This window comes from Sediminibacterium sp. FW305-C-49 (assembly GCF_058231085.1).
In genome coordinates this window covers 976,219-994,779 of the sequence record NZ_JBIQXS010000002.1, presented here as the reverse complement: position 1 = coordinate 994,779, position 18,561 = coordinate 976,219, and the positions used below count along the sequence as shown (strand labels likewise).

The 18,561-nt window shown below is 41.7% G+C and carries 17 protein-coding genes; 9 read left to right on the top strand and 8 right to left on the bottom strand.

What is annotated here, in order from left to right; translation table 11 throughout:
* Positions 1 to 75 precede the first annotated feature (75 nt).
* Complete coding sequence (locus ACH3Z1_RS11805; RefSeq protein WP_490822181.1) at positions 76 to 501, top strand: acyl-CoA thioesterase; 426 nt, start codon at positions 76 to 78, stop codon at positions 499 to 501.
* Here the strand turns inward: ACH3Z1_RS11805 and ACH3Z1_RS11800 are convergent.
* Both ACH3Z1_RS11800 and dacB read right to left on the bottom strand, forming a co-directional pair.
* Positions 486 to 914, bottom strand: coding sequence for a DUF6526 family protein (locus ACH3Z1_RS11800; protein ID WP_490822180.1), 429 nt, complete (start codon positions 912 to 914; stop codon positions 486 to 488). The two genes, ACH3Z1_RS11805 and ACH3Z1_RS11800, sit on opposite strands and share 16 nt — an antisense overlap.
* A gap of 144 nt (positions 915 to 1,058) precedes the next feature.
* Positions 1,059 to 2,444, bottom strand: coding sequence for a D-alanyl-D-alanine carboxypeptidase/D-alanyl-D-alanine endopeptidase (gene dacB / locus ACH3Z1_RS11795; protein ID WP_490822179.1), 1,386 nt, complete (start codon positions 2,442 to 2,444; stop codon positions 1,059 to 1,061).
* Positions 2,445 to 2,486: 42 nt separating this feature from the next.
* On the opposite strand from dacB, the gene ACH3Z1_RS11790 reads away from it, so the two are divergent.
* The 4 genes from ACH3Z1_RS11790 (at position 2,487) to ACH3Z1_RS11775 (ending at position 7,088) form a co-directional block, all read left to right on the top strand.
* The gene (locus ACH3Z1_RS11790; protein ID WP_490822178.1) at positions 2,487 to 3,743 is read left to right on the top strand and encodes a competence/damage-inducible protein A; all 1,257 of its coding nucleotides are present in this window, start codon (positions 2,487 to 2,489) and stop codon (positions 3,741 to 3,743) included.
* 223 nt (positions 3,744 to 3,966) lie between these two features.
* A complete protein-coding gene (locus tag ACH3Z1_RS11785; RefSeq protein WP_490822177.1) occupies positions 3,967 to 5,469 on the top strand; it encodes a dihydrolipoamide acetyltransferase family protein in 1,503 nt (500 codons plus the stop codon).
* A 456-nt stretch (positions 5,470 to 5,925) separates the two neighbouring features.
* Positions 5,926 to 6,114 carry a hypothetical protein gene (locus ACH3Z1_RS11780; protein WP_490822176.1) on the top strand — a complete coding sequence of 63 codons (189 nt, stop codon included), beginning with the start codon at positions 5,926 to 5,928 and terminating at the stop codon, positions 6,112 to 6,114.
* A gap of 254 nt (positions 6,115 to 6,368) precedes the next feature.
* Positions 6,369 to 7,088, top strand: coding sequence for a hypothetical protein (locus tag ACH3Z1_RS11775; RefSeq protein WP_490822175.1), 720 nt, complete (start codon positions 6,369 to 6,371; stop codon positions 7,086 to 7,088).
* A 130-nt stretch (positions 7,089 to 7,218) separates the two neighbouring features.
* Here ACH3Z1_RS11775 and ACH3Z1_RS11770 read toward each other — a convergent pair whose 3' ends face one another.
* On the bottom strand, positions 7,219 to 10,140 hold the full coding sequence (locus ACH3Z1_RS11770; RefSeq protein WP_490822174.1) for an alpha/beta hydrolase family protein: 2,922 nt from the start codon (positions 10,138 to 10,140) through the stop codon (positions 7,219 to 7,221).
* Between the two features lie 133 nt (positions 10,141 to 10,273).
* Between ACH3Z1_RS11770 and ACH3Z1_RS11765 the strand changes: the two genes are divergently transcribed.
* Positions 10,274 to 11,101: a strictosidine synthase family protein gene (locus ACH3Z1_RS11765; protein WP_490822173.1), complete on the top strand. Its 828-nt coding sequence runs from the start codon at positions 10,274 to 10,276 to the stop codon at positions 11,099 to 11,101.
* Positions 11,102 to 11,196: 95 nt separating this feature from the next.
* A complete protein-coding gene (locus tag ACH3Z1_RS11760) occupies positions 11,197 to 12,546 on the top strand; it encodes a PAS domain-containing protein (RefSeq protein WP_490822172.1) in 1,350 nt (449 codons plus the stop codon).
* A 5-nt stretch (positions 12,547 to 12,551) separates the two neighbouring features.
* Here the strand turns inward: ACH3Z1_RS11760 and ACH3Z1_RS11755 are convergent, their stop codons facing one another.
* The 4 genes from ACH3Z1_RS11755 to ACH3Z1_RS11740 all read right to left on the bottom strand — a co-directional run bounded on the left by ACH3Z1_RS11755 (position 12,552) and on the right by ACH3Z1_RS11740 (position 16,631).
* Positions 12,552 to 13,436, bottom strand: a complete 885-nt coding sequence (locus tag ACH3Z1_RS11755; protein WP_490822171.1) for a DMT family transporter — start codon at positions 13,434 to 13,436, stop codon at positions 12,552 to 12,554.
* A gap of 179 nt (positions 13,437 to 13,615) precedes the next feature.
* Complete coding sequence (locus ACH3Z1_RS11750) at positions 13,616 to 14,359, bottom strand: polyprenol monophosphomannose synthase (protein ID WP_490822170.1); 744 nt, start codon at positions 14,357 to 14,359, stop codon at positions 13,616 to 13,618.
* A 97-nt stretch (positions 14,360 to 14,456) separates the two neighbouring features.
* Positions 14,457 to 15,227: an exonuclease domain-containing protein gene (locus tag ACH3Z1_RS11745; RefSeq protein WP_490822169.1), complete on the bottom strand. Its 771-nt coding sequence runs from the start codon at positions 15,225 to 15,227 to the stop codon at positions 14,457 to 14,459.
* A 24-nt stretch (positions 15,228 to 15,251) separates the two neighbouring features.
* Positions 15,252 to 16,631: a UDP-N-acetylmuramate--L-alanine ligase gene (locus ACH3Z1_RS11740; RefSeq protein ID WP_490822168.1), complete on the bottom strand. Its 1,380-nt coding sequence runs from the start codon at positions 16,629 to 16,631 to the stop codon at positions 15,252 to 15,254.
* A 297-nt stretch (positions 16,632 to 16,928) separates the two neighbouring features.
* On the opposite strand from ACH3Z1_RS11740, the gene ytxJ reads away from it, so the two are divergent.
* Together ytxJ and ACH3Z1_RS11730 are read left to right on the top strand one after the other, a co-directional pair.
* Positions 16,929 to 17,261, top strand: coding sequence for a bacillithiol system redox-active protein YtxJ (gene ytxJ, locus ACH3Z1_RS11735; RefSeq protein ID WP_490822167.1), 333 nt, complete (start codon positions 16,929 to 16,931; stop codon positions 17,259 to 17,261).
* A gap of 56 nt (positions 17,262 to 17,317) precedes the next feature.
* Positions 17,318 to 17,962, top strand: a complete 645-nt coding sequence (locus tag ACH3Z1_RS11730) for an NAD(P)-dependent oxidoreductase (RefSeq protein WP_490822166.1) — start codon at positions 17,318 to 17,320, stop codon at positions 17,960 to 17,962.
* Positions 17,963 to 18,035: 73 nt separating this feature from the next.
* Here ACH3Z1_RS11730 and ACH3Z1_RS11725 read toward each other — a convergent pair whose 3' ends face one another.
* Positions 18,036 to 18,560, bottom strand: a complete 525-nt coding sequence (locus ACH3Z1_RS11725; RefSeq protein WP_490822165.1) for a GNAT family N-acetyltransferase — start codon at positions 18,558 to 18,560, stop codon at positions 18,036 to 18,038.
* Between the last annotated feature and the right edge of the window lies 1 nt (position 18,561).

Below are 18,561 nucleotides of genomic sequence, written 5' to 3'. Positions count from 1 at the left end.
TGTAAGGAAAGGCTTAACAGCTATTTGTGGAAAAACAGATCAAGGACGTAAGTTTGTCAACAAATCAGGATAACTATGTACGCACACAGCACTACATTGAGAATACGGTATGCAGAAACAGACCAGATGGATATTGTGTATTATGGTAACTATGCCCAGTTCTTTGAAGTGGGCAGGGCTGAATGGATTCGTGAACTTGGGTTTACCTATAAGAAAATGGAAGAAATAGGTATCCGTATGCCTGTTGTGGAAATGGAAGCCCGGTTTTTACGTCCGGCTCATTACGATGACCTCATCAGCATCAAAACCATATTGAAAGAATTACCAACCGATCACAGCATCAGTTTTTATCATGAAGTGTACAATGAGCAAAATAAGTTACTTACGACCGGGAAAGTAACATTGTACTTCATAGATAGTCATACCAACAAAAAGTCCCGGTTGCCAGAAGCCTTGCGAGAAAAACTCCTGCCCTTTTTCCAGGATCAGAGCCTGCTGTAATCGGGTCGCCAGTTTTGTATGGCCGCTTTGATTTCTTTGTTACCCATATTTCCTTTTGCAGCTTTTTCTGCCAATGCAGGAAACTCTTCATCAGAAGCAAAACGCAGGGCAATGATTTGTCTGAGTCTTAATGTTTGCGGCAAGGGTTTTCCAGTGAGTATAAAATGACGGAACTGCTCTTCTGCCCTGATGGCCCTGTCCTGCGCCTTGAGTGCAAATGCACGCACATACCAATAAATAAAACCAAGTACAATACTGGTGAGGCAGATAAGTGAGGCCGAATAAAGGTTATCATCCGAGGCATTTGCCAGGTTGATAAAAGCACCAATCAACAAACAAAGAAGAGCTGGTGCCACAAAAAAATGCCATACAGGTACATAGCGTGTATGGTTATTGAAGTTTTGTTCTTTCATACATTTTCATTTTTTCCCGGATTTTAATCTGGGGCTGGGTTTGGTTCGTTTTGTGTTACGTAAAATGAATATTCAAAACATCATCATTTTCACCTTTCAATTACCTTGTCCCGGATTTCAATTCCGGCTTAACATGATAACGGGTTATTTTAGTTCATCAAGTACAAGAAACATTTTTTTCACGATTTCACTTGCCGATCCATCATAGTTATTGACCAGCATGGCAATGGTATAACCCACTCCTTCTTTCGAAGTATGATATCCTGCAAAACCCTTTGATCCTCCGATGGTTCCGCTCTTTAACTTCATTTTATTATACTCAGGAAAAGCATCAACATAATAACTGTACCAGGGGCGAGTACGTGCATACTGTAATACGTTGATCAATGCATTGGTGGTAATTCTGTTTTGTGGTGACAATCCACTTCCATCAATCATTCTAAGTGACGCAGGATCAATGTTTTTTTCTTTCCAGAAATTTTTCATGATCTCCAGTCCGTCTTCTGTTGCCCCGAATCCATTTTGCTGAAATGCTATCGCTTTTACCAGACTCTCCCCATACAGGTTTATACTTTTTTTCATAAACCAGTAATTGATACTGTCAAGCGTTGGCGATACCTGCGTATGAATGTTGGTGATCTTTGCATCAGTTGTTTTTACACGTACACCTGGCTGTTTTCCATTGGTAGCCAACTGTGCCGATAAACTGTATGCCAGTTGCTGTTGTGGATCGGTCATGGAACCCGATATGGTAAAACTTTTCTGAGCAGGCGGTATCGTTCCACGTACATATACCCTTTCGTTGTATGGTGCAGAAAAAATATAGGCATTGTCACCACTCCCTTTCTTACCCGCTTTCAGTTCATTGGTGAAAAGCAGGTTATGCAGCTTTGGAATGGTTTTACTGATCATTACAGGATCGCCTGTATTAGCACCCGATTTCAGTACCAGGTCATACTGGTTCTCTCTCCAGTTGATGCCATAAGCACCTGCTCCATAATAATTTCCCATGTCATCCCATGGCCAGCCGCCTGGCACAGATGAACTCTCCCACCTGTCGCCATGCATGATGATATGACCTGTTATTGTTTTAATACCAGCTTTATTAATGATTTCTTTCCATTGTTTTAGAATCAGGGTATCGCTGGTATTACTGTATCGCCAGCTTCCGAGCGTGGGGTCACCTGACCCGGTAATGTGCAGGTTTCCATGGAGTTTTCCATTGGCAATCGTTCCATCATGTCCAAGCAGGGTGCTAAACGTATAATCTTTGCCAAGCAGTTCAAAAGCGGTGGCACTGGTAACCGTTTTTTGGCAACTGGCTGGGGCCAATCCGGTATTACCGTTGTATTCATACACAACAGCACCGGTTTCGCTGTTCACCACCGTAAACCCAAGTGTTGCATATCGCATTTGCGGGTCGCTCAACAACTGCTGAACCGCTTTTTGTATTTTTTCCTGTACTGTTTGTGCGTTGGTGGCGGTCAGAAAAAAAACTAAACTCACACAACTGTAAACAAGTCTTCTCATAAATGCGTTTTACCTTGCAATAAAATTAAGCGCCTGTAAAGTATGGAAAAAGTTTTTGCATCAATTATTACGATTGGCGATGAGCTACTGATTGGACAGGTCATAGACACCAACAGTGCCTGGATGGCCCAGGAACTGAATAAAGCAGGTATCCTGGTTAAAAACAGGGTGGCCGTTGGCGATACATGGGATGATATATGGCAGGCTTTGGATGAAGAAAGCAAAAAAGCATCCATTGTACTCATTACTGGCGGACTGGGACCTACCGCAGATGATATTACCAAACCATTACTCTGTGAATATTTTGGCGGAAAGATGCTGGTGCATGAAGAAACACTGGCACATGTTACATTTCTGTTTGAAAAAGTATTCAAGCGACCGATGATTGAAAGAAACAGGAAACAGGCAGAAGTGCCAGATGTGTGCACCGTTTTAAAGAATGAAAAAGGTACAGCACCCGGCATGTTGTTTGAAAAAAATGGCGTGATCTATGTTTCCATGCCCGGTGTACCCCATGAAATGAAATGGCTGATGCAAAACCATGTATTGCCGCTTATTGAAAACCGTTTTACAACAGGTTTCATTCGTCACAGAACCCTGCTTACCGCAGGTATTGGCGAATCTTTTCTGGCAGAAATGATTGCAGATATTGAATCATCACTACCCAGCCATATTAAACTGGCCTACCTGCCCAATTATGGTATGGTAAGGCTTCGTTTAACCGCTTCGGGTGCTGATGAAACTGTACTCGAAAATGAACTGATGGTTTATTTTCAGCAATTATTGGAAAGAACAAAAGATTACCTCGTCATAGATGAAGATATACCTATGGAACTGGTGGTGGGAAAATTATTGAAGGAAAGAAACCAGACCCTTGCCACAGCAGAGAGTTGTACAGGTGGATATATTGCCCATGTTATTACCAAACACAGCGGCGCTTCCGCCTATTATATGGGCAGTGTGGTGAGCTATGACAACCGTATTAAAGAAACGCTGTTAGGTGTTCCATCCACCACCTTAAACACGGTGGGTGCAGTAAGCGAAGATACGGTTCGCCAGATGGCCGCTTCTGTAAGAAATATCATGCAAACCGATTATGCCATTGCGGTGAGTGGTATCATGGGACCTGATGGCGGAACAGCTAGCAAACCTGTGGGAACGGTTTGGGTAGCAGTGGCATCCGCTGAAAAAACGGTGACACAGATTTTCCATTTCCGGTTTGACCGGGCGAGGAATATTGAATTAACCGCTACCAATGCATTAAATCTTTTAAGACAACTGATATTGGGAAAATTGTAAATCTTTATCCCCGATTGCGGAAACAACGGGAGTGTGTTAAATACACATCTATATTGCATCTGGAAATACTGTGTATAAAGACAGATGAGTTTTTTCGGTTTTCAGCGGTAATTTGTCTATTTTCTCACTAATATTGCCCCCGAAAACAAACGGGCGTAAGTTTTAGGACCGGATATAGTGTGCAGAAGGGTTTTTGATCATTATTTTAAATACTACGAATTGTATGGCAATTGCTGAACTGGTGATGCCCAAGCTGGGCGAGAGTATCATGGAAGCTACCATCCTGAAATGGAACAAGAAAGTGGGCGACCATGTGAAAATGGATGAGACTGTACTGGATATCGCCACGGATAAGGTTGACAGTGAAGTACCTTCTACTGCTGAAGGTATCATAACAGAGATATTATTCAATGTAAACGACGTGGTACCAATTGGTACTGTGATTGCCAGAATTAATACCACCGCTAATGGCGTAGTAACAGATGCTCCGACACCTGCTCCGGCTGTAGAGGAGAAAGGTGGTAATTGGACTGTTGAAGTATCAAGCACAGAAACTATTCAGCCAACAGGGCCCTTATCTTTATCATCACCATTACCTGCACCTCCGACTGAGCCTTCGCCTCAGATTGAAGCAGAAGTGCCATTTGTTCCTGCAGCACCAGAAGTTACTTTACTCGATAAACCTGCGACCAACCGTTTCTATTCACCACTGGTACTGAATATCGCTAACAGCGAAGGAATCAGCCTCAGCGAACTCGAAAGAATTCCGGGTACAGGCATTGATGGCAGGGTAAGTAAAAAAGATATTCTAAACTATGTAGCTGATAAGAAATCAGGAAAAGTTCCCGCCACAGCTCCTGCACCAGCCGCTGCACCTGTTCAGGCCGCACCCCGATTTGAAACCGTTGCGACAAAAACAAATGATACTGCTGCCACTAGCAGTAGTATTTCCATACAGGCATCTTCAGGCAAACTCAGCGATCCTGCTGCAGTAGTTGTAAACGGGCAGACAGAGATCATGGAGATGGACAGGATGCGTAAGCTGATCGCCAAACATATGGTCGACAGTAAGCATACCAGCCCTCACGTAACCAGTTTTGCAGAAGCCGATGTTACACATATGGTGCAATGGCGTGAGAAAGTAAAAGCAGAGTTTGAAAAAAGAGAAGGCACCAAACTTACTTTCACCCCCATGTTCGTGGAGTGTATTGCGCGTGTGATTGAACGTTATCCATTGATCAATTGCTCAGTGGAAGGAGATAAAGTAATCATCCGGAAAGATATTAATATTGGTATGGCCACGGCCCTGCCATCTGGTAACCTGATTGTGCCCGTTATTAAAGGCGCCAACCAATTGAATATTGTTGGATTAAGTAAAGCTGTTAACGGACTGGCAGATGCTGCACGTAACAATCGCCTCAAACCGGATGACACCAATGGCGGCACTTTCACGTTGACCAATGTAGGTACTTTTGGTAGCCTGATGGGTACACCGATCATCCCACAACCACAGGTAGCGATTCTTGCAGTAGGTGCCATAAAAAAACGCCCGATGGTAATTGAAACCAAGGAAGGCGATACCATTGGCATCAGGCACATGATGTATCTCTCACTCAGCTATGATCATCGCATTGTAGATGGCAGCATTGGTGCCAGCTTCCTCACAGAAGTGGCCAAAGAATTTGAGAAATGGGATCCCAGCCGTCAGTGGTTTCAGTACCTGTAATCATTTGTTGTTTTTGATGAACGGTTTTGCGTTTGTCTGCTGTTGTCTACCTTAGTATTCAATGAAAGCAGTGGCTTGCATATTTATTGTGTTGTCTGGACTTTTTACAGTTCAGCCACTGGTCATGATGATGTCAATGCAGGAAACTGATACCTGTGAATCCGAGTACACCTGTCGTAAAGTATGTAGCGAAAGCAAGCCGGAACAAAAAGCAGAAAATAAAAACTGCGATACCACCACCAGATGTAATGCTTCCTCCTGTTGTTTTGTGTGTCAGTACTTACCCGTTGAAGAAACATTGTATAAAAGTTTCTGGTCAACTTCGAACACAAAAATAAACCCCCATCATATTGAAAACCCTGTTTCGGGTTATTCAACGGATTGCTGGCAGCCTCCCGAGTTTCTTTTCGTTTGATATAAAACAATCCATTTTTTAAACACATTAATTACCATCAAATGAAAAAAACAATGATGGCCCTGATCGCTTTTACGCTGATCAGTGGCATGACTATGGCTTCTGATAACAGCACTAAAAAAGCAGTCAACAAAAAAGCACCCAAAGAAGCATGCGATAAAAAAGCTTGCGCGGATAAAAAGGATTGCAAAAAATCCTGCACTCCTCCGGGTTGTACAAAAAAATGCTAAGCAATTAGCATAAATCATATGGCCCGCCATTCGTGGCGGGCTTTTTTTTGGGAGGAAGTCCGGGAGACCGAAAGTCGGAAAGTCCAGAAGCAATATTTTTTTAAGGAGTGCTTTTCCTGGTTGCACTTCGGTCTTTCGGACTTCCTGACTTTCGGACTTTCTGACTGCTACCCCCGATTTTCACATCCTGTTAATAAACAAATGATCTTTTTGTTTTCAGGTTGCAGTAAATTAAGGAAACAAAACGGATCAGTATGAAGACCTTATCACAAACATGGTTTGCAGATGGTTATATTGATTTTGAATTGAAGAAATATACCCTGCTAGCTTATTTAAAAGAGATCAATCATTATTTCTGCCAGAACAAGTTGTATCCGCAACTGGCCGATGTTATTTTTCATTACAACAATCTCATTGCCTTCAAAGAAAATAAACAATACCTCCAGGAGCAGTTTCCGAAAAAACTCACGGGTGTACAAATCGAGAAATTGCAACTGTTATACGAATCGATGGTAGAAGATGATGAATTGATGCAGGAACTGGAAGATATTATACACTATGCATCTTCCAATATGAAAAAAACCATTACCAGTGGAACGGAGATTTATGAATTTGTAGAAAATAAAATCACCATCGAACCCATCGGTATCGTACCACTCGATCATAACGAAGGTTATTTCCTGCTTTGTGAGGGCACTTGTAGAAATACATGGGTTTACCAATACCGACTCAGCATTTTTGAAAAACACGACGAAAAATACAGGAGTATTAAAACCGAATTTGTAGATGTGTGGCAAAGAAATATGGTGAACTCCTACCAGAATATCAAAGCTGAGCTCATCCGTAACCGTTCAGACCTTCCCAACCCTGCTGTCTATTCTGTAGAAACAGATCTCAGCATTCCACTCGAAGAAACATTACTCCCCATCGCGAAAAGAAGCCTGGTGAGGTATATTACAACGATGATGGCCTAGGAGGAACATGGAGGATGTCTGATGTCAGATGTCGGATTTGAAAAACCCATTAATAAAAAAAAAACCGAACATTTTGTTCGGTTTTTTTCTGTCGATAATTCAAATCAGACATCTGACATCCGACATCTTCTTAATATCCCAGTCCCATGTCTTTTCCTTTCATGGTAGCCGGTACACCTTCTGTAATCCATTTTGCAGGCTTATCGCCTTTCAGCAGGTAATCGAAGAACTGCTGCTCACGTATCTGGATGTCTTTCCTGTTTCTTCTTTCTACCAGATTATGGGCCTCATTGTTATAATTCAGCATCCAAACTTTCTTACCTAGTCTGCGCATGGCTGTATAGTACTCAATGCCTTGGTACCAGGGTACGGCATCATCTGCATCATTGGCCATAATAACCAGTGGTGTAGTTACTTTGGGTAAATGGAACAGTGGTGAGTTTTCGATATACAGGTTGGGTTTCTCCCATAAAGTGGCACCAATACGGCTCTGTGTTTTTTCATACTGGAACTGTCTGTTCAAACCTGTTCCCCAACGAATACCGCCATAAGCACTTGTCATATTCACTACTGGTGCCCCTGCCCATGCTGCTGCATATAAATTGGTTCTTGTAATCAGGTGTGCAATCTGATAACCACCCCAGCTCTGGCCCTGTAAGCCTAATTTGGTACTGTCTACATAACCCTGTTTCACCACAGCTCTCGTACCACTGAGTATATAATCATATGCACCTTGTCCGGGATATCCTTTTTTATACCAGATATCGGGTACAAATACCACATAACCACGACTCACAAAGAAGGAGATATTTAATCTTGAGGGTGTGGGAGATGGTGCATTATAGCCATACAAACCCTGACTGCTTCTTTCATAGAAATACACGATCATCGGGTATTTCTTTTTTGGATCAAAATCTTCGGGTTTGTATACAATGCCTTCTGCTTCTTTTCCTGTGTATGCTTTCCACTTGAATAGTTCAGCCGTTCCCCAGTTGTAACCAGCCTGCTGAGGATTGGTATTTGATAATTGTCTTGCAGAACCATCCAGTGACTGTACATACAGGTTGGGCGATTGCTGATAGGTTTCTTTTGTGTAAGACAACACATTCGCATCTTTCGCTTTTTGAATTGCCGGGCTCACTGATACTTTATCCCTGAACACCAGTTTGAATTCTTTATTAAAAAGATTGAGGGTAGCGATACCGGCACTTTTATCACGCTCATCAAATAAACGAAGCAATAAAGTCTGACCGGCTTTGATATAACGTTCTTCCTGATCTGTGTTTACATAACGATAGGTAGTTTTATCCTTCCGACCGGTTGTCAAACAAACAGATGCTGCTTTCCCTTCCGGATCTACCTGCCAGATATCATAACGGTCATATACATAAACATACTGGTCAGCTTCCGACCATTTTATGATACCATAGGCATTAGGATCATCGGGCACATCATTTTCTTCATCTCCCAGTGATGTTTTAATGTCTTTGGCCACCTGATACAACTGCTGTGTGCTGTTATTGTACACAAAGTATTGTTGCTTTTTCTCATCAAAGAACAACAGGTATTTACCTGTGTACGATGGTTGGAGGTTCCCTCCTTTGAGGTCTTTTCTAATAATTTCAGCAAGACCGGATGTTGGGTTTACTTTATATACATCATTCAAACTAAAACCCTGCCATTGTGTAGCTACACGTTTTCCAAAATCGGATACACCATAAAATACGCTACCATCTCCTTCCTGTGTAGGAACAACTGTACGCAGTTTTTCATTGGCTAATTGTACTACCTGATTGCTGGACATATCATAATAGGCAGTATAACTTCTTCTTAGTTCAGTGTTCATGTTACGTAACTGAACAGGCTGAACATAATCGTCGTTATAATGCCATACATCCACACTTACCCTGTCTATTTCCGGAACAGTGGTATCGCGAACTGGCCAGATGGGTAATGTACCGAGGAATAATCTGTTACCCGACTTACTAAATACAATACTACCGGGATTGTCGCTGATGGTCCAGTTAGCTGGTAAGCCCGGCGTTCTATTATCGGCGAGTAAACGGGCACTGTCCATACCATCTTTATGATAATACAGTTTGAAGAATTTTTGCAAAGCTTTACTGCTGCTGTCTCTTTCTGCTACAAATGCCACTTGTGTTCCCGCTTCATCCATGCGGAAACTTTTGGCTTCATTAAAGCGTTTGAAAATGGTGGTGGTTGTATTGTTCTTCAGGTTCAGTTTTGTCAATGATGCAACTGATGACTCATCGCTGTTCTTACGCGTGGTTTCGATGAGAAGAACAGTACCTGTTTTATTGAAGAAATAATCTTTCACCAATGTAAATCTGCGTTCTTCACCTGTCAGCAGATTTTTTAATACCAGTTCAGTTCCTTCTTCTACAGGATCTGCTGCTGGTCTTGCTGCCGGACGATTTGTTCTTGCCGGTTGCAAAATAGCCATTCCATTGGTTTTGGCCAGGTTGGCTTTGTTGCGAATACTGTCGGCCACACGCATCAGGCTATCGGCCATTGATAACATAGTATTGATTCTTGTTAAAGAATCCGATGTGCGTGGACGATTTGTTTCAGGCAATGGTTTATCTAACAGATAAGCCAGCCAGATTCCTGTTTCATCAGGAATTTTATAGCTCTTAATGCGTGGGATTTTTACAATTTCTGTTTTTCCCAAAGCGATAATGGCGAGGCTGTCTTTCGGCATTTCATCAGGGCGACGTTTCTTGATCCTTGCATCCCTAGTATCTTTAAAGAAAGGTCTGATACGGCAGATGGCATATAGATTATCTTCTGTAATAGAAACACTGTAACCACGAGGTATGATTACTTTATAATCACCTGATACACTCTGGATATACAGGTTACCATCTCCTTCCTGTGGATTTACTGCATAAGCCACATATTTTCCATCATTACTGATGACTCTTTCACCCAATGCCTCCCATCCGTCATAAACAGTATGATCCAATGGTTTTTTCTGTGCAAGGGTTTGAAGTGCCGGCAATAATAGCAGGGCCAGCATGAGTTTTTTCATAGCGGTAGTTTTAGTAGGTTCCGAAGATAATCAAACCAGAGAGTTTCCGGGATAGCTTTTGCAGGAAAATGATCAATGGGTGAACAGAAACAAGGAAACATTGTTTCGACTATTTTCGCATAAATGCATTCATATGAAAACGTTTTTACTGGCAGCCTTACTTTGCTTCTCCACACAACTACTCTCCCAGGAACCCCGACTGGAAAAAATATGGACAACCGACAGTCTCTTAAAAGTTCCGGAATCTGTTTTATATGACGCAGGAAACAAGGTTTTATATGTTTCCAATATCGATGGACAACCTGCCGGAAAAGATGGTAAAGGGTCCATTGGGAAACTGGGTCTGGACGGAAAGATTATACAGGTAGAATGGATCAGCGGATTAAATGCCCCCAAAGGGATGGGTTTATACAAAAACAAACTGTATGTAGCCGATTTAACCGAAGTAGTTGTAATTGATATTAAAAAAGGAACCATTACAGAGAGAATACCGGTTGCAGACGCTGTGTTTTTAAATGATATCAGCATCGACAACAAAGGGGTGGTATATGTAAGTGATAGCAGGTCTGCCAAAGTGCACAAAATCGAAAATGGTAACGTGATGACGCTGGTTGAAAAATTACAGGGACCTAACGGACTGCTTGCCATTAAAGACGGATTGATGATTTTAGACAGGGGTAGTCTGCTTAAAATGACCTTTGACGGCCAGCTCTCCAAATTAGCAGATGGTATGGATCCTGGAACAGACGGCATTGAAATGGTGAAAGAGAACGAATACATTATAAGTTCCTGGGCAGGTGTAATCTATTATGTGTATTCGAACGGTAATAAAATTGTTATTTCAGACACAAGAAATGACAGGTTCAATAGCGCAGATATCGGCTACGACCCCAAACGTAAAATCGTATACGTACCTACTTTTTACAGAAATACAGTAGCAGCTTATCAATTAAGGCAATAATTAAGGGCATTTTAATGTGTTTATGACGAACATATGTTCGAAAAGGCAGATATTTCGTGATGGCAGATCCCCTTTAAAAAGCCATACATGTTCAAATGCATTCATTTGAAATGAATACCGATGTTCAAAGTACACAACTAGCAATCAGAATGATGGAGCATTCTGATATGTTTGCCTGTGTGCTGATAAATGAGAAAGGATATTATACGTATACCAATCAACGCTTTGCCAAGCTTACAGGTTTGTCGGCTTCAACCATGTCTGATATAAGGGCAGATGCAAATATTCATTATGCGGATATTGAATTTTTCCGTCAGCAGTTATTGAATTGCCAAAGAAACCCCGGACAGAAATATCCCGCAACCGTTCGCTATATTCAAAGTGATCAGACTTTCCCCATCCAATGGGAGTTTTGTTCTTATGCCGATGAACAGGATCATGTAATTGTGGGCATGGGTGTGCTGTTAAGTGGCGATACGCTGGATGAATTTGCCGCCTCACGCTATGCTCATCAATTCAATGAATACCTTGATGGCGTGCAGGATGGTTTTTTTGCACTCAACCGCAACTGGGTATTTACCCGGGTAAACCGTTTTTTTGAACAGGTGACCGGATTGAACAGACATGAAATGATTGGCAGAAATTTCTGGGACATTTTTCCAGACTCTCCCGATCAGCCTTATGCCATTGCCATGCGTAAAGCATTTGACCAGGAACAGACCATCACTTTTGAACAACCCTGGCCACCCGAATATCATTTTGCGGTATCGGCCAGTCCGTCGAAAGAGGGGATTATTTGTTATTTCATTGATATCTCCTTGCAAAAGAAACAACAGCTTGAACTGCTGGCCAATGAAATAAAGTTAAAAGCAATCCTCGATAGTACCACTGATGTAAATATCATGATCAGTCCTGATATGCGCATTCTTAATTTTAACCGTACTGCTGGTATACTGGCAGAAGAATATTTCAAGGCATCATTATATGTAGGTGCCAATTTCATGCATTATGTTATGCCTGAATTAAGGGCATCATTCCAGGAAAACTTCAACAGGGCATTATCAGGCGAAAAACTTACCACCGAACGACCCGTAGGTTTGCCTGGCGGCGATGCCATGTGGTTTCAGTTTTTATACTACCCGGTTTATAGCGAAGCCGGAAGTATGATGGGTGTGGCGATGAATATTACCAATATTGACGGGAGGAAAACAGCAGAGATGAAACTCCTGCAACAGTACGATAAAATGCGGGAAATCGCGTATCTCCAGTCGCATGAAGCAAGGGCACCGCTCAGTAATATATTAGGACTGATCAATGTACTGATGCTCTACACCGAAAAAACCAATGACCCTGATATTCTCCAGGTACTCGAGCATTTGAATGCCAGTGCGGCAAGACTCGATGCAGTGATTCAGCAAATTGTATCGAATACAAGACAGGAATAAGTGATTCAAATTTTGCTTGCTTGTTTATGTTGTCTGACTACCCTGATCATCTGCAACAATACCGAGACGGTGATGAGCATTACACCGACATAAAAACTCTTTCCCAACTGCTTTTGTTCGCCAAATAAAACAAAAGCGAGCGCAATACCATATACGGGTTCAAGATTAAGGCTCAGGTTTTGCGTAAAGGCAGATACTTTTTGCAAAGCCTGCAGCATCAGATCCATTGCAAGTACCGTACACAACCATCCGAGTATCAGTAGCCAGCACCAATCTGATAAAGATGGTAATACTGATTCAACAGGATAATACTGCAGATAAACAGGCATGAGCAATGTTAACAGCAATAAACCTCCGCTTAATTCATATACCATCATTACGCGAGGCTCTACTTTATTTACCTGCCTTTTATTAAGTACCGTAAACAATGCAGCAAGAATAGCAGAAACAATACCTGCTATAATTCCTTCCCGGTAACGCTGGTCGAATTGAAAGATGAGTAAGATTCCAAGCAGACTGATCAGCCCCAGACCTACATCCCACAAACTGAATCTTTTATTATTGAACACCGGTTCCAGTAAAGCGGTAAAAAGCCCAGTAGAAGCAAAGCAGACCAGTCCGATAGACACATTGGCCATTTTGATGCTCCCATAAAAAAATACCCAGTGTAGGGCAATGAGTGTTCCAATACCCAAGAGCTTCCATACCATGGATACGGGAATACGCTGAAACTGTTTTTTTATTTGCAACAAAGCGAGTAAGCTCACTACCGTAATCATGATTCTGTACCATACAAGCAATCCTTCATTAAGTTGTATCAATGCACCTAATACACCGGTAAATCCGGCCAGAAAAACAGAAATATGAAGTTTAACGAGTGCATCTCTCATATGGGCGGTTGTGTGGGAATAAAGCTAATGAGAAAGGAGTAAAGTTGAGCGCCGTGTTGTAAAACGCCGGCTATGAGCTGTGAGCTTCGAGCAAAATAATGGATCATTTTTGAGTATAATACAACTGTTCCATACTCACCCTGGCTCGCAGCTCAAGGCTCATAGCCAATAAAATATTCCTACGAACTCGCTACACGCTTGCGGTAATTACGGAAAAGGCTGTGCCATTGAATTTTCAATACACCTAATACACCTTCTTTGATGATGCCTTTGCTCATTTTGCTTACGCCGATTTTTCGATCCACAAAAGTGATGGGCACTTCTTTGATACGAAATCCAAGTTTCCAGGCAACAAATTTCATTTCAATCTGGAAAGCATAACCCACAAATTCAATTTCGTCGAGGTTAATGGCTTCCAATACCTGTCGTTTATAACAAACAAAACCTGCAGTGGGGTCGTTTACGGGCATCCAGGTAAGCAGGCGTGTATACAAGGCTCCACCTCTTGAGTACAATTGTCTGTCGAGTGGCCAGTTTTCTGTTTTGCCTCCCGGAACATACCGACTGCCAACAGCTATGTCTGCACCGTCCTGTTGACATGCATTGTATAATCTTTCGAGGTCTTTGGGGTTGTGTGAAAAATCGGCATCCATTTCAAAAATATAATCATACCGTCTGGCTATGCCCCATTTGAATCCATGGATATACGCTGTACCCAACCCCAGCTTGCCTTTTCTTTCTTCTATGAACAATTGCTCAGGGTATTGTATCATCAGCAATTTAACGATGTCTGCGGTACCATCGGGTGAGCCATCATCAATTACCAGCACATGATAACCTGCCTGTAATTCGAATACTGCCGCGATGATTGCGGCAATATTTTCCTTTTCATTATAGGTTGGTATGATGACTAGTTTTTTCAAAAGCTGTAACAGGTTGCCCCGCTAAAATACAACACAGAACGATTGTTCGCTGTTTCGGGGAAAGAATTGCGGGAAATACGGTGTATTTAATACAGACTTATCCTTTTTTTAACAAGGTTCTGTTCAGTATTTCTGTGAGTTTCTGTTTGGTATTCATCGGGAAATCTCCTTTCATCATCCAATCGTAATACTGAGGCTCTTCTTTGAGTACCTGTACAACGGTTTTACCTTTGTGTTTTCCGAAATTGAAGATTTCTACCCCATTTTCTTTTACAAAGCGACGGGCAAAATCTACAATATCATCTTCACCGGTAAACTTCACAATGCTGTCTACCGTATCCCCTATTTGGGGGTAGCGTTCAACCTGAGCCTCCAGTACTTCCCAGGTAGCAGTGGCATCTGCTTCTGCACTATGCGCTCCATCAAGGTTTTTCTGACAATAAAATTTATAGGCCGCACTTAAGGTACGCTGTTCCATCATGTGAAACACTTTCTGCACATCAACCAGTTTTTTACCATCAACAGAGAATTCAATACCGACCCGAAGAAATTCTTCAATGAGCATTGGAATATCAAAACGATTACTATTATAACCACCCAGGTCACATTGTTCAATAAACTGCTTCACTTCGTTCGCCACCTGTTTAAAACTGGGCGCATCTTTTACCATTTCATCTGTAATGCCATGTATATCGCTCGAACTTTTAGGAATGGGCATCAATGGATTGATGAGCTTACGTTTTACCTGTTTGCTTCCATCCGGATTAATTTTTACGATTGCAATTTCTACAATACGATCGGTACTGATATTTACACCCGTTGTTTCAAGATCAATAAAGGCAAGTGGACGACTGAGTTGCAATTTCATGATGCGAAGTAAATACTTTAATTTTTAAATACTGCTTTTTAGGTGTTGTTCCATCAACTGGTTGGCCAATAAGGGAATATCAATTCCATCATAATTACCGCTACTCATGAGCAACAGGTTGGTGTTTTCATAATTACGTGTGTTCAGCCATTCCGAAAGTGCCTTACTGTCTGTAAAAACAGTCAGTTCCTTTTTATTGAAACCTGCTTCTATGGATTTCACAGGTAAATCAGGTAATCTTTTTATTTCCAATGCATGTTTTGAATAAAACACCACTGCTTCATCGGCCTGTTCGAGAGCGCCGTTGTATTCTTTCATGAATGCCTCATTCAAACTGCTGTAGGTATGTAATTCCAATACACCAATCAGCTTCCGTTCAGGGAACTGGTGTTTTACGGCATCAATGGTTGCTTTTACCTTACTGGGTGCATGTGCAAAATCGCGATAGATCACACAGTCTTCAGCAGATGCCAGTAACTCTAATCTTTTTGCAGCACCTGTAAAACTCCCGATAGCAGGTATAAACGCTTCAGCCGAAATACCCAGCTCCCTGCATGCATAGTAAGCAGCATATAGGTTCATGAGGTTATGGTTCCCGAACACTTTCAACGCTCCTTTTACCCCATCAATGGTTACTGTTGTACGACCATTTTCAATTTCATGTGCCGGAATATGATAAGGTTGATATCGGATATCATTTCTTGTATGAGTGATCACCAGTTCTTTTAAAACCGGATCAGCTTCATTATAAATAAGTATGCCTCCCTTCTCTATCCTGTTAATAAAAATAATAAACTGTTCCAGGTAAAAATCGAATGTGGGGAATACATTGATATGATCCCATGCAATACCTGTTAAGATGGCGACATGCGGATAAAGAAAATGAAACTTGGGTTTACGCTCTATGGCACTGGCTGGATATTCATCTCCTTCACATACAATAACAGGTGCATGCGTAATATTTACTGATTGCTCAAAACCTTCTACCCGCGCGCCCACCAGATAATCAAACGATTGTTGTGAATGTTTCAACACATGCATGATCATACTGGTAGTAGTAGTTTTACCATGACTTCCTCCAACGACAACCCGGGTTTTGTTCTGGCTCTCATGATAGATGTATTCCGGAAAGGAATAAATCTTCAGTCCGAGTGAAACTGCTTTTTGCAGTTCCGGATTATCCTGTTTGGCATGCATACCCAGAATTACCGCATCCAGCTCTGGGGTAATAAGGTCAGGTTGCCACCCAATCTGGGCAGGTAATAGTCCCTGTTCCTGAAGGTTGGTCCGGGCTGGCTCAAAAATTTCATCGTCTGTTCCTGTAACCTGGTAACCCTTTTTACGTAATGCAATAGCCAACTGGTGCATTACACTTCCGCCTATAGAGATAAAGTGAACCTTCATAATAATTGATTGATTTCAATCGTTTTATACAAATTAACGAATCGGAAACTGTGTACAAAGCAACATTTTAACTTAAATCTGTATCTTCGTTACAGCGCAAAATACAGTCAAAACGCCAACTTAATACAACACACATGAAAAAGATAACCGCATTAATGCTCCTGTTTGTCATCAGCGCTGCATTGGTTAGCTCCTGCACTTCTTCTAAAAGCAGAGGTTGTCCGACCACCAACCCCCGTTATTTTAAACCCTAACAGGGAATGAACGTATTTGTTTAAAGACTGTTTGATATACAAGATGAATTGGAATACCCTAAGTTCAGTTGAACAACTAGCAGAAATAAAATCAGCCTCCTATCAGCAACCCCAGTTAATTTTCAAGCATAGTACCCGGTGCAGTATCAGTGCCATGGTGCGTAGCAGGCTCGAAAGAAGCGAAACGCCTGACAATATCAACTTTTATTATCTCGACTTACTGGCGTACCGACCAGTTTCGGATCAGGTTGCAGAAGATTTTTCAGTCTACCACGAATCTCCACAGGTATTACTCATTAAAAATGGAGAATGTGTGTATGATGAAAGTCACCAGGGTATTAATATGGATGAAATTTCAGAACAAGCCGCTTTATAAGTTTTCCCCGCTACATTTTTCTTTTACATTCAGTACATTGCTGAAAAGTCTATTTCATGACCATTACTGTATTTGGTGCTACCGGACAGGTAGGTAAATATGTGGTTTCACAGGCTTTGGCACTGGGTTATACTATCAGGGCTTTTGGACGTTCTATTGAATCATTGATCGATAAAGACATTGCATCTGATCAGTTGGTAGCGATGAAGGGCTATGTATTTGAAGAAGCGGATGTATATAAGGCCATTCAAGGTACAGATGCGGTTGTTTCTGTTTTAGGAGGCTCCTTTGATGGAAAAGACCGAACCAGAAGTCTTGGTATGAAAAATATCATTACACAGATGGAAAAAACAGGTGTAAAAAGAATTGTGGCACTGGGTGGCATGGGCATACTCAATACAGAAGATGCTGATGGGGAATTACTGATTGAACAACTTGATTATCCCGAACAATACAAACCGGTTGGACTTGAACATTTAGCAGCTTTTCGTTCACTGGAAGCTTCTTCGCTCGACTGGACTTTTGTTTGTTCTCCCGACATTCTTGACCAGCCTGGTAACAGACAGTACATTACAGCAGCCAATTATGCGCCAAAACCCAATCAGTACCAGATAGCTGCAGGTGATCTGGCAGATTGTATGTTGCAGGCTATTGGTAGCAGGCAGTATGTTCTTCAACGGGTAGGGATTAGCAGGCTATGATAGTGAGTAGTGAATAGTCAGTATTGAGTGAGTTGAATACAATATTTTGATTTTCATAATTATACTATACTGACTACTCACTACTCACTCGCCTCATCAACCAGTCTCTCTGCACATCAGTTCCAAGGATAAAGTCGTGCTCTGAAAATTTTTGGAAGCCGAATGAACTATAGAAATTGATCGCACGTTTATTGTGTTCCCAAACACCGAGCCAGATGGTTTTACAGTTATTGGTTTGGGCATACTGAATAGCATGTAACATCATTGCCTTCCCTATTCCTTTTCCAATCATTTGTTTTCTTGCATAGAAGCGACAGATTTCTATAGCCTGGTTTGCATTTTCGAGATCGGCATGTGCTCCCGGCTTCAGCTTAATATAACCCGCAGGTTCATCTTCACAGCAAGCAAGGAAAAATATATTGGAGTCATCAAACAATTCTTCCATCAGCAATGATGTGTTGAATTGCCGTTCCATAAAGAGTGCCATATCTTCCGGCGTATTCTGTTCTGCAAAACTATCATAGAAAGTTTCGCGACTGATTTCGGCTATCAGTGATGCATCTTTTTCTGTGGCTCTGCGGATGTTTATTTCGCTCATT

Bases quoted from the DNA above. Each gene is read 5' to 3' on its own strand.
- dacB (WP_490822179.1), bottom strand. From the start codon at position 2,444: ATGAGAAGACTTGTTTACAGTTGTGTGAGTTTAGTTTTTTTTCTGACC.
- ACH3Z1_RS11730 (WP_490822166.1), top strand. From the start codon at position 17,318: ATGACCATTACTGTATTTGGTGCTACCGGACAGGTAGGTAAATATGTG.
- ACH3Z1_RS11780 (WP_490822176.1), top strand. From the start codon at position 5,926: ATGAAAAAAACAATGATGGCCCTGATCGCTTTTACGCTGATCAGTGGC.
- ACH3Z1_RS11775 (WP_490822175.1), top strand. From the start codon at position 6,369: ATGAAGACCTTATCACAAACATGGTTTGCAGATGGTTATATTGATTTT.
- ACH3Z1_RS11785 (WP_490822177.1), top strand. From the start codon at position 3,967: ATGGCAATTGCTGAACTGGTGATGCCCAAGCTGGGCGAGAGTATCATG.
- ACH3Z1_RS11760 (WP_490822172.1), top strand. From the start codon at position 11,197: ATGCATTCATTTGAAATGAATACCGATGTTCAAAGTACACAACTAGCA.
- ACH3Z1_RS11805 (WP_490822181.1), top strand. From the start codon at position 76: ATGTACGCACACAGCACTACATTGAGAATACGGTATGCAGAAACAGAC.
- ACH3Z1_RS11790 (WP_490822178.1), top strand. From the start codon at position 2,487: ATGGAAAAAGTTTTTGCATCAATTATTACGATTGGCGATGAGCTACTG.
- ACH3Z1_RS11800 (WP_490822180.1), bottom strand. From the start codon at position 914: ATGAAAGAACAAAACTTCAATAACCATACACGCTATGTACCTGTATGG.
- ACH3Z1_RS11740 (WP_490822168.1), bottom strand. From the start codon at position 16,631: ATGAAGGTTCACTTTATCTCTATAGGCGGAAGTGTAATGCACCAGTTG.
- ytxJ (WP_490822167.1), top strand. From the start codon at position 16,929: ATGAATTGGAATACCCTAAGTTCAGTTGAACAACTAGCAGAAATAAAA.
- ACH3Z1_RS11765 (WP_490822173.1), top strand. From the start codon at position 10,274: ATGAAAACGTTTTTACTGGCAGCCTTACTTTGCTTCTCCACACAACTA.
- ACH3Z1_RS11745 (WP_490822169.1), bottom strand. From the start codon at position 15,227: ATGAAATTGCAACTCAGTCGTCCACTTGCCTTTATTGATCTTGAAACA.
- ACH3Z1_RS11770 (WP_490822174.1), bottom strand. From the start codon at position 10,140: ATGAAAAAACTCATGCTGGCCCTGCTATTATTGCCGGCACTTCAAACC.
- ACH3Z1_RS11755 (WP_490822171.1), bottom strand. From the start codon at position 13,436: ATGAGAGATGCACTCGTTAAACTTCATATTTCTGTTTTTCTGGCCGGA.
- ACH3Z1_RS11725 (WP_490822165.1), bottom strand. From the start codon at position 18,560: ATGAGCGAAATAAACATCCGCAGAGCCACAGAAAAAGATGCATCACTG.